General features: G+C 63.8%; 12 protein-coding genes. 9 read left to right on the forward strand and 3 right to left on the reverse strand.

Translation table 11 applies throughout. The features are described 5' to 3' along the window. The first annotated feature begins 76 nt into the window (after positions 1-76). A complete protein-coding gene (locus Q0105_RS00255; protein WP_298207532.1) occupies positions 77-859 on the forward strand; it encodes an SDR family oxidoreductase in 783 nt (260 codons plus the stop codon). Next, a complete protein-coding gene (locus Q0105_RS00260) occupies positions 856-1,281 on the forward strand; it encodes a thioesterase family protein (RefSeq protein WP_298207534.1) in 426 nt (141 codons plus the stop codon). The genes Q0105_RS00255 and Q0105_RS00260 overlap by 4 nt, the downstream gene beginning before the upstream one ends. 80 nt (positions 1,282-1,361) lie before the next feature. Here Q0105_RS00260 and Q0105_RS00265 read toward each other — a convergent pair whose 3' ends face one another. Both Q0105_RS00265 and Q0105_RS00270 read right to left on the reverse strand, forming a co-directional pair. Further along, complete coding sequence (locus Q0105_RS00265) at positions 1,362-1,934, reverse strand: peroxidase-related enzyme (protein ID WP_298207536.1); 573 nt, start codon at positions 1,932-1,934, stop codon at positions 1,362-1,364. Positions 1,935-1,981: 47 nt separating this feature from the next. Then, a complete protein-coding gene (locus Q0105_RS00270) occupies positions 1,982-2,812 on the reverse strand; it encodes an IclR family transcriptional regulator (RefSeq protein ID WP_298207538.1) in 831 nt (276 codons plus the stop codon). A gap of 134 nt (positions 2,813-2,946) precedes the next feature. On the opposite strand from Q0105_RS00270, the gene Q0105_RS00275 reads away from it, so the two are divergent. The 5 genes from Q0105_RS00275 (at position 2,947) to Q0105_RS00295 (ending at position 8,556) form a co-directional block, all read left to right on the forward strand. Next, complete coding sequence (locus tag Q0105_RS00275; protein ID WP_298207540.1) at positions 2,947-3,942, forward strand: tripartite tricarboxylate transporter substrate binding protein; 996 nt, start codon at positions 2,947-2,949, stop codon at positions 3,940-3,942. 75 nt (positions 3,943-4,017) lie between these two features. Further along, entirely contained in the window at positions 4,018-4,704 is a 687-nt protein-coding gene (locus Q0105_RS00280) for an RraA family protein (RefSeq protein ID WP_298207542.1), read from the forward strand. Then, on the forward strand, positions 4,701-5,636 hold the full coding sequence (locus tag Q0105_RS00285; RefSeq protein WP_298207544.1) for an NAD(P)-dependent oxidoreductase: 936 nt from the start codon (positions 4,701-4,703) through the stop codon (positions 5,634-5,636). Before Q0105_RS00280 ends, Q0105_RS00285 begins: the two co-directional genes overlap by 4 nt. Before the next feature lie 221 nt (positions 5,637-5,857). Further along, positions 5,858-7,999 (forward strand): catalase/peroxidase HPI, encoded by a 2,142-nt coding sequence (gene katG, locus Q0105_RS00290; RefSeq protein ID WP_298207546.1) that lies wholly within the window; start codon positions 5,858-5,860, stop codon positions 7,997-7,999. Between the two features lie 164 nt (positions 8,000-8,163). Beyond that, a complete protein-coding gene (locus Q0105_RS00295; RefSeq protein WP_298207548.1) occupies positions 8,164-8,556 on the forward strand; it encodes a carboxymuconolactone decarboxylase family protein in 393 nt (130 codons plus the stop codon). Positions 8,557-8,571: 15 nt separating this feature from the next. On the opposite strand, the gene Q0105_RS00300 is transcribed toward Q0105_RS00295, so the two are convergent. Then, positions 8,572-9,117 carry a PAS and helix-turn-helix domain-containing protein gene (locus tag Q0105_RS00300; protein WP_298207549.1) on the reverse strand — a complete coding sequence of 182 codons (546 nt, stop codon included), beginning with the start codon at positions 9,115-9,117 and terminating at the stop codon, positions 8,572-8,574. Between the two features lie 76 nt (positions 9,118-9,193). Here Q0105_RS00300 and Q0105_RS00305 point away from each other — a divergent pair, with 76 nt between their 5' ends. Beyond that, positions 9,194-9,901: a CoA transferase subunit A gene (locus tag Q0105_RS00305; RefSeq protein WP_298207551.1), complete on the forward strand. Its 708-nt coding sequence runs from the start codon at positions 9,194-9,196 to the stop codon at positions 9,899-9,901. Between the two features lie 2 nt (positions 9,902-9,903). After that, on the forward strand, positions 9,904-10,271 hold a 368-nt coding region (locus Q0105_RS00310; RefSeq protein ID WP_298207553.1), incomplete at its 3' end, for a CoA-transferase.

Consider the following 10,271-nt stretch of genomic DNA (forward strand, 5'->3'; position numbering starts at 1 on the left):
GCTGGTGACTGATTGTATTCACGGAATATAGACAATCGAACGACCGTTCTTTTTTTGATCAGTAGGGAGACTCTAAATGACGTACAGCATTGACTTGTCCGGCCGCGTGGCTTTTATCACCGGTGCGTCGGGCGGCCTGGGCGCCCAGTTTGCCCGCACGCTGGCCCGCGCCGGTGCTGGCGTGGTGCTGGCCAGCCGCCGGGTCGAAAAGCTCAAGGAACTGCGCGCCCGCATCGAGGGCGAGGGCGGTGATGCCCATGTGATCGAACTCGACGTGACCGACCACGACTCCATCAAGTCCGCCGTGGCGCATGCCGAGACCGAGATGGGCTCTATCGACATCCTGGTGAACAACTCGGGCGTCTCTACCACGCAGCGCATTCAGGACGTGACGCCCGAGGACTACGACTTTATCTTCGACACCAACGTCAAGGGCGCTTTTTTTGTGGCGCAAGAGGTGGGCAAGCGCATGCTGGCGCGCTCGCGCGGCGCGGCGCCGGGCAGCTTCACGGGTGGGCGCATCATCAACATCGCGTCGATGGCAGGGCTCAAGGTGCTGCCGCAGATCGGCGCCTATTGCATGAGCAAGGCCGCCGTGGTGCAGATGACCAAGGCCATGGCGATGGAGTGGGGCCGGTTCGGCATCAACGTGAACGCGATCTGCCCTGGCTACATCGACACCGAGATCAACCACCACCATTGGCAGACCGAGCAGGGCCGCAAACTCATTGACATGCTGCCGCGCAAGCGCGTGGGCAACCCGCAAGACCTGGATGCGCTTTTGGTGATGCTGGCCAGCGACCAAAGCCATTTCATCAACGGCGCCGTGATTGCGGCCGACGATGGTTTTGCCGTATGAAGATTGAAATCCCTGAGGCCAAGAAGCTGGTCTATGAAATGCGATTCCCAGTGCGCTGGGGCGACATGGACGCCATGGGCCATGTCAACAACACGGTGTATTTCCGCTACCTGGAAACGGCGCGCATCGAATGGATGGTGTCGGTGGGCTGCAAACCCGACCCGGCTGGCCAGGGGCCGGTGATCGTCAATGCGTTCTGCAACTTCTACCGCCAGCTTGAACACCCGGCCGACGTGCTGCTCAAGTTCTATGTGAGTGACCCCGGCCGCACCACGTTCGAGACCTGGGGCACCATGGAGCGGGTGGACCAACCCGGTGTGATCTACGCGGCGGGTGGCGCCACCACCATTTGGGTGGACTTTCCCCAGCAGAAGGCCACCGCGCTGCCCGACTGGATGCGGGCGCTGGTGTCAGGCAACTGAGATTTGAGTGAAATAGGCCGCTAGCGCTTGATTGATAAGCGCGAGCAGCTATAAAATAAATAGCAAATAACTTGCGGCGCTCACTTCTGCTTGGGCACCCGCCCCATCAGGTAGAACTCTGGGTTGGGCTGCATGCCTGCAAAGCTGGCCATGCGGTTGCTGAGGCCAAAAAACGCGGTGATGGCGGCGATGTCCCAGATGTCCTCGTCGTCGAAGCCGTGTGCGTGCAGGGCAGTGAAGTCGGCGTCCTCGATCTCGTTTGAACGCTGGCAGACCTTCATCGCAAAGTCGAGCATGGCGCGCTGGCGCGGGGTGATGTCGGCCTTGCGGTGGTTCACGGCCACCTGGTCGGCCACGAAGGGCTTCTTTTCGTAGATGCGCAGGATGGCGCCGTGCGCCACCACGCAATACAGGCACTGATTGGCCGCGCTGGTGGTGGTGACGATCATCTCGCGGTCGCCCTTGGTTAGGTGGCCTTCTTCCTTGAGCATCAGCGCATCGTGGTAGGCGAAGAATGCGCGCCACTCTGCCGGGCGGCGTGCGAAGGCGAGAAAGACATTGGGGATGAACCCGGCTTTCTCCTGCACTTCGAGGATGCGCGTGCGGATGTCTTCGGGCAGGGTGTTGAGGTCGGGGGTGGGGTAGCGGCTCACGCGGGTCTCCTGAAATCTGGTTGCGGGTAGTTTATGCAAGCAAGTTATCACGGATGCCACTGGGTGGCCCGCACGGGGCTTGGCGATGGCGCGGCCGTGTTGCCCGCCAGGGCATACGACAACTGCGTGGCCGCGGCGATCACCGTTTGCGCCAGCGCTTCGAGTTTTTCAGCGGGCAGGCGCGATGCTGGGCCTGAAATGCACACCGAGCCCATCAGCCGCCAGTGCATGCCGAACACTGGCGCCGACACCGTGGCCACGCCCTGCTCGCGCTCGCCGATGGACCAGTGGTAGCCCTTCTTGCGGATCTCTTCATAGGCCTTGCCCGGCTCGCCCGAAAACGCCAGGATCACGCGGCCCGGCGAGCCTTTGTCGAGCGGCAGGCCTTCGCCCATGCGTGCGTGGTGGCGCAGCGCCTGCGGGCCTTCCACGCGCACGAGGCAGGTGCGCACCTGGCCCTCGCGCACATAGAAGGCCGCGCTTTCGCCCGTGGCGAGGGTCAGCTCGCGCAGCGCGGGCTCCAGCACGTTCTGCACGTCAAAGCCCGCCTGGTAGCGCGCGCCCAGCCAGCCTGCGGCGGGCCCCAGGCGCCAGTCGCCATCTTCGCGCTGCACCATGAAACCCGACTGCGCCAGCGTGCGCGCCAGGCGCAGCACCGTGGTTTTGTGCAGGCCGCAGCGGCGGCTCAGCTCGGCCAGCGGCAGGCTCGATTCGCCCAGCGCGAAAGCCTCCAGCACCTGCAGCGCGCGCGTGACGGCGGTGACGCCGCCGTTGTCTTTGCCCACGGCAGTGTCTGCACCGGCGTTTTCAGCGGGGTTCGGAGGCGTTGGCGCTGCGGGCGGGGCAGGGCGCCGGGCAGGGTTGGGGCGGTTGCTCATGGTGCAATGTGTTTCATGGTGTGCAACTGCATTGTATGGGTTGAAACGTCTGCGTACAGTCGCCCCACGACGCCGGTTTGAAAAGGCATTGGCAGACCGGCGCGATTCACCACCATGACCAAGGAGACAAATCTATGAACGCTTTCTCATCGCTTGCACGCGCTGCCGGTGCCGCCGTGCTGGGGCTCGCCGCCGCAGCCGTTCCCGCCGGTGTTGCCCTGGCGCAGGCCGCTTATCCCAACAAGCCCATCCGTTTGATCGTGCCGTTTCCGCCCGGCGGCGGCACCGACATGATTGCGCGCACCGTGGCGCAAAAGCTCACCGACCAGCAAAAGTGGAACGTGATCGTGGACAACCGCCCCGGCGCGGGCGGCAACCTGGGCGTGGACGCCGCTGCCAAATCCACCCCCGATGGCTACACCCTGGTGATGGGCCAGACCAGCAACCTGGCCATCAACCCGTCGCTTTATGCCAAGCTGCCCTACGACCCGGTCAAGGACCTGGTGCCCGTGGCGCTGGTGTCGTCATCGCCCATCGTGATGGCGGCGCCGGTCAATTCGCCCTACAAGAGCTTTGCCGATGTGGTGGCTGCCGCCAAAGGCAAGCCCGACGCGATCACCCTGGGCTTTTCGGGCAACGGCACCGTGGCCCATTTGTCGGGTGAGCTGGCCCAGAACGCCGCTGGCATCCAGTTGCGCCACATCCCCTACAAGGGCGCAGCCCAGGCCATGACGGACCTGGTGAGCGGGCAGATCGATTTGTACATGTCGTCCGTGCCTACGCTGCTGGGGCAGGTGCGCAACGGCAAGCTCAAGGTCCTGGCCATCACGTCGGCCAAGCGCTCGTCCCAGTTGCCTGATGTGCCCACGCTGGCCGAGTCGGGCTACAAGGGCTTCGAGTCCGTGACCTGGTTCGGCATCCTGGCCCCGGCCGGCACGCCAGCGCCCATCGTGGCCCAGCTCAACAAGGCCATTAACCAGGCGCTGCAGCATGCGGAGGTGGCCGACAAGCTGCGCTCTGAAGGCGGCGACGTGCTCGGCGGCACGCCCGAGCAGTTCAGCACGCTGCTGCGCACCGAAGTGCCGCGCTGGGCCAAGATCGTCAAGGACTCTGGCGCCAGCCTGGATTGATGCCCTGATGCGTTTGCCGCCGGGGCAGGGCGCATCGCGCACGCCCCATTCCTCATTTTTCATCTGTATTCCATGATGAGCCACCTCCCTGAAATCATCCGCACCATCGAGCGCGTGAGCGCCGACGTGGTGCAAAAGGCCGCCACTTTCCAGGCCGCCATCCTGGCCGACGTGGCCGGGCGGCGCGGCACCATGCACGCCCGCGTGGCCCCCGTGCACCACGGCATGAAGCTGGCGGGCCCCGCCTTCACCGTGGAGGTGCGCCCTGGCGACAACCTCATGATTCACGCCGCCATCGCGCTGGCCCAGCCGGGCGACGTGCTGGTGATCGACGGCAAGGGCGACCAGACCGCCGCGCTGATGGGCACGCTGATGCTCAGCGCCTGCAAAAAGCGCGGCCTGGCGGGCGTGGTCGTGGATGCCGCCATCCGCGACAAACTGGAGCTGCTGGAGCTTGGCTTTCCGGTCTTCAGCGCGGGCTTCAACCCCGCAGGGCCAACGAAGTACGTGCCCGGCCGCATCAACCACCCCATCAACGCGGGGGGCGCGGTGGTGAACCCTGGCGACCTGGTGGTGGGCGATGCCGATGGCGTGGTGGTGATCGAGCGCGAAAAAGCCCCGGCCATGCTGGCGCTGGCCGACAAAAAGGTGGCCGACGAGGCCGCACGCATCGAGGCCATCGCCCGGGGCGACACGGCATCGAAATGGCTGCCCGCAGCGCTGCGCGCTGCAGGCGTGCTGAAAGAAGGGGAATCGCTGTGAGCGCGATCATCGTGACCGGCGCCGACCTGGCGCAGCAAGCCCTGGACCTGCTCGTGGGCTACGACATCGTCTATGCAGGCAAGGCACCCACCGAAGACGACCTGATCGCCCTGTGCCGCGCGCACGACCCCGTGGCCATCATCGTGCGCTACGGCAAGGTGGGTGCGGCGGTGATGGATGCGGCCCCCGCTCTCCGGGTGATTTCCAAGCATGGCAGCGGCACCGACACCATCGACAAGGTGGCCGCAAAGGCCCGTGGCATTGAGGTGGTGGCCGCCGTGGGCGCCAACGCGGCGGCGGTGGCAGAGCAGGCCCTGGCCCTGCTGCTGGCCTGCGCCAAATCGGTGGTGCAGCTCGATGCCCGCATGCACGCGGGCCACTGGGACAAGGCCACGCACAAAAGCCTGGAGCTTTCCGGCCGCACCGTGGGCCTGGTGGGCCTGGGCGCCATCGGCCTGCGCTTTGCCAAGATGGCCGACGCCATGGGCATGCGCGTGATCGGCTTCGACCCGTTCGCCCAAAATCTGCCGGCTTATGTGAAGGCGGTGGACTTGGAGACGATCTGGCGCGAGTCGGACGCCATTTCGCTGCACTGCCCGCTGACGGACGGCAACCGCAACCTGCTCAACGCCCACACACTGGCACAGTGCAAGCGCGGCGTGATCGTTGTGAACACCGCGCGCGGCGGCCTGATCGACGAGGCCGCGCTGCTGGCCACCGTGCGCTCGGGCCAGGTGATGGCGGCGGGGCTGGACAGCTTTGCGGTGGAGCCCATGGCGCCGGGCCATCCCTTCCAGGGCGAGCCACACTTCATCCTGAGCCCCCACATCGGTGGCGTGACGGGTGACGCCTACGTGAACATGGGCGTGGGCGCTGCACAGAACCTGCTGGCCGTGCTGGCGCGCGGAAAAGACCAGAAAATAGCAGCCTGATCAGCTTCTAGCGCTTAAATATAAAGCGTTAGTAGCTATATATTTTGTAGCAAATGGTTGGCTGATGGTCGCTCATGCTCTCTACCGTTGGCCCTATGTTGTTTGTTAAAAACTATCGAAAGATTTGTATTAATTGATTTTCTATTTCTTGGGCATCTTCCTATCATTTGTTCTGCATCCCGCCACATCGGCTTCATACGCAACAACAGAAGGAGCGCTCCATGACCCAAGAAGCAAAATGTCCATTCCATGCCGCAGGTGCCAGCGGCAGCACCACCACCCGTGACTGGTGGCCGAACCAGTTGCGGGTGGATTTGCTGAACCAGCACTCCGAGCGCTCCAACCCCCTGGGCCAGAAGTTCAACTACGCCGAAGAGTTCAAGAAGCTCGATTACTCCACGCTCAAGGGCGACCTTCGGGTGCTGCTCTCCGAATCGCAGGACTGGTGGCCCGCCGACTGGGGCAGCTACGGCGGCCTGTTCATCCGCATGGCCTGGCATAGCGCAGGCACCTACCGCACGGTGGACGGCCGTGGCGGCGCTGGTCGCGGCCAGCAGCGTTTTGCGCCGCTCAACAGCTGGCCTGACAACGTGGGCCTGGACAAGGCGCGCCGCCTGCTGTGGCCCATCAAGCAAAAGTACGGGCAGAAAATCTCCTGGGCCGATCTGATGATCCTGGCGGGCAATGTGGCGCTGGAGAACTCCGGCTTTCGCACCTTTGGTTTTGCCGCAGGCCGCGAGGACGTGTGGGAACCCGACATGGACGTGAACTGGGGCGATGAAAAAGCCTGGCTGGCCCACCGCAGCCCCGAGGCCCTGGCAATGAACCCCCTGGCCGCCACCGAGATGGGCCTGATCTACGTGAACCCCGAAGGCCCCAACGCCAGCGGCGATCCGCGTTCGGCGGCAGCGGCTATCCGCGCCACCTTTGGCAACATGGCCATGGACGATGAGGAAATCGTGGCGTTGATCGCCGGTGGCCACACGCTGGGCAAAACCCATGGCGTCAGCGCAGCCAGCCATGTGGGGGTAGCCCCGGAGGAAGCGCCCATCGAAGAGATGGGCTTGGGTTGGGCCAGCAGCTACGGCAGCGGCAGCGGCGCTGACGCCATCCTGTCGGGCCTGGAGGTGGTGTGGACGCAGACGCCAACCCAATGGAGCAATTACTTTTTCGAGAACCTGTTCAAGTACGAATGGGTGCAGACGCGCAGCCCCGCCGGTGCTATCCAGTTCGAGGCCCAGGATGCGCCCGAGAACATCCCCGACCCGTTCGATCCCGCCAAGAAGCGCAAGCCCACGATGCTGGTCACCGACCTCACGCTGCGCTTCGACCCTGGGTTCGAAAAAATCTCGCGCCGTTTCCTGAACGACCCGCAGGCGTTCAACGAAGCCTTTGCCCGCGCCTGGTTCAAGATGACCCACCGCGACATGGGCCCCAAGGCGCGCTACCTGGGCCCCGAAGTGCCCAAGGAAGAACTGCTCTGGCAAGACCCGCTGCCCGCACCGCAGCACAAGCCCACGGCGGCGGACATCGCCGATCTGAAGACCCGCATTGCGGAGTCGGGCCTGTCGGTGAGCGAGCTGGTGTCGGTGGCCTGGGCCTCTGCCTCCACGTTCCGGGGCGGAGACAAGCGCGGTGGTGCCAATGGCGCACGCCTGGCGCTGGCACCACAAAGAGACTGGGCGGTGAACGCCATGGCCGTGGGCGTGCTGCCCCGGCTGCAGGCGATTCAGAAAGCGTCTGGCAAGGCATCGCTGGCCGATGTGATCGTGCTCGCCGGTGTGGTGGGCGTGGAGCAGGCCGCACAGGCGGCGGGTGTGTCCGTGGCCGTGCCTTTTGTGCCGGGCCGGGTGGATGCGCGCCAGGACCAGACCGATGTGGAGTCCTTCGCCGTGATGGAGCCCGTGGCCGATGGCCTGCGCAACTACCGCCGCGATGCGGGCGGCACGAAGACGGAAGAACTGCTGATCGACAAGGCCCAGCAACTCACCCTCACGGCGCCCGAGCTGACGGCCCTGGTGGGCGGCCTGCGGGTGCTGGGCGCCAATTACGACGGCAGCCAGCATGGCGTTTTCACCGACGAGGTGGGCGTGCTCAGCAATGACTTCTTCGCCAATGTGCTGGACATGGGCACCGTCTGGACGCCGGTGGACGGCACGGCGCAGGTGTTCGAGGGCCGGGACCGCAAGAGCGGCGCGGTGAAGTTCACCGCCACCCGGAGCGATCTGGTGTTTGGCTCCAACTCCGTCTTGCGCGCTTTGGCTGAGGTGTATGCCAGCGCAGATGCCAAGGAGAAGTTCGTCCGCGACTTCGTGGCGGCCTGGACCAAGGTGATGAACCTGGACCGTTTTGATCTGGCCTGAAATGCCTGCCAAAGCCTGAGTGCTTTGAGCCTGCCTCAATAACGCCACCTGGCTGGCCCGTCACGGACCAGGTAGGTGGCGTTTTGTTTTCTTTTCATTTCTTGTTTTCATGGGCCCGCTAACATGGCGGCCCTTTTCCTTAACGCAGCAATGGAGAGCCCCGCATGACGCAAACCCCATCCACCAAGGACTTCGACAAAGGCCTGGCCACGCGCAAGCAGGTCATGGGCGAGGACTTTGTGGCCACCGCCTTTGGCAATGCCACGGAATTCACCCAGCCGATCCAGGAGTTCATCACCCGCAATGCCTGGGGCGATGTGTGGCAGCGTCCGGGGCTGGACATGAAGACGCGCAGCCTGATCACCGTGGCCTTTCTCACGGCGCTGGGCAAGCAGCACGAGCTCAAGGGCCATGTGCGCGGCGCGCTCAACAATGGCGCCACGGCGGCGGATATTCAGGAGGTGCTGCTGCACGCCAGCATCTACTGCGGCCTGCCTGCTGCGGTGGAGGCCTTTCGCACGGCGGCCGAGGTGATCGACGGACCCAAGAAGGGCTGAAACCGCCGATCGTTTTTAGCCACCCGCCAGCAGCTTGAGCACCAGGTCTGCGGCGGTGGATGCGTTGTACTTGCGCATGAGGCGGGCCCGGTAGATCTCCACTGTGCGGTGGCTGATCTCGAGCGCCCGGCCGATTTCTTTGGAGGTCAGGCCCTCCAGCAAACGTGCGGCCACCTCGCGTTCGCGGCCTGTCAGCTCGGCTTTCACGGTGCGTTGCGAGCTCAGGTCTTCAAAACTCCAGATGCCGGACTGGTGTGGTGCATCGCGGTTGAGCGCGCGGCCCGATACATGGCACCAGAAGACCTCGCCGTTGGAGCGCTTCATGATGCGGTTGTCCGCATAGTGGCCCTTGGTGTTCAGTATGGGTTCCATGTGCGCACCCAGCCGTTCGTACTCGTCGGCGCTTGGATAAAGTACCTGGAACGACTGGCCGATGAGCACCTCGCGCGAGGCGCCAAACATCTCGCAAACATGGCGATTGCAGTCGACCATGGTGCGATTGCGTGACAGCACAAGTCCCACAGGGGCCATGTCGAAAGCGAGTCGGTAATCAACGTCCATAGTGCAAGTATCTACGAAAAACTACTTATTCTGATACGTAGTATCGTAGCGCATCCAAATTCACAAGGAGATCGTGGTGAACAAGTTATTTCCCTCCGCGGCCGAAGCCCTCAAGGGCGTGGTTGCAGACGGCCAGCTCATGGCCGTGGGCGGTTTTGGGCTGTGCGGCATCCCCGAAGCCTTGATCGACGCGCTGCGCGATTCGGGCGCCAAGAACCTCACCGTGATCTCCAACAATGCGGGCGTGGATGGCTTTGGCCTGGGCAAGCTGCTCGAAACCCGCCAGATCAAGAAGATGATCTCGTCCTATGTGGGCGAGAACAAAGAGTTCGAGCGCCAGTACCTGGCGGGCGAACTGGAGCTGGAATTCACGCCCCAGGGCACGCTGGCCGAAAAACTGCGTGCAGGCGGCGCGGGCATCCCGGCCTTCTTCACCAAGACCGGTGTGGGCACCATCGTGGCCGATGGCAAGGAGCTGCGCGAATTCGACGGCGAAACCTATGTGATGGAGCGCTCCCTGGTGCCCGAGGTCTCGCTCATCAAGGCCGACGTGGCTGACAAGTCCGGCAACCTGCGCTTTAACCTCACCGCACGCAACTTCAACCCTGCGGCGGCCACTGCGGGCAAGGTCTGCATCGTCGAAGTGGAGAAGATCGTGGAAGTGGGCGAGCTCGCGCCGGACGATGTTCATCTGCCTGGCATTTATGTGCACCGCATTGTGCTCAACGCCAACCCCGAAAAGCGCATCGAAAAGCGCACCATCACAGAAAAAGCAGGAGCCTGACCATGCCGTGGACCCAAGACCAGATGGCCGCCCGTGCGGCGCAAGAACTCGAAGACGGCTTTTATGTGAACCTGGGGATCGGTATCCCCACGCTGGTGGCCAACTTCACCGGTGACAAAGAAGTGTGGCTGCAGTCCGAAAACGGCATGCTGGGCATCGGCCCGTTCCCTACGGACGACAAGGTGGACCCCGACCTTATCAACGCTGGCAAGCAGACGGTGACGACCATCAAGGGCTCGTCCATCTTCGGCAGCGACCAATCGTTTGCCATGATCCGTGGCGGCAAAATCAATTTGTCGATCCTGGGCGCCATGCAGGTCAGCGAAAAGGGCGACCTGGCCAACTGGATGATCCCCGGCAAGATGGTCAA

Origin of the sequence: Acidovorax sp. (assembly GCF_027492855.1) — a bacterium.
GTDB lineage: Bacteria > Pseudomonadota > Gammaproteobacteria > Burkholderiales > Burkholderiaceae_C > Acidovorax.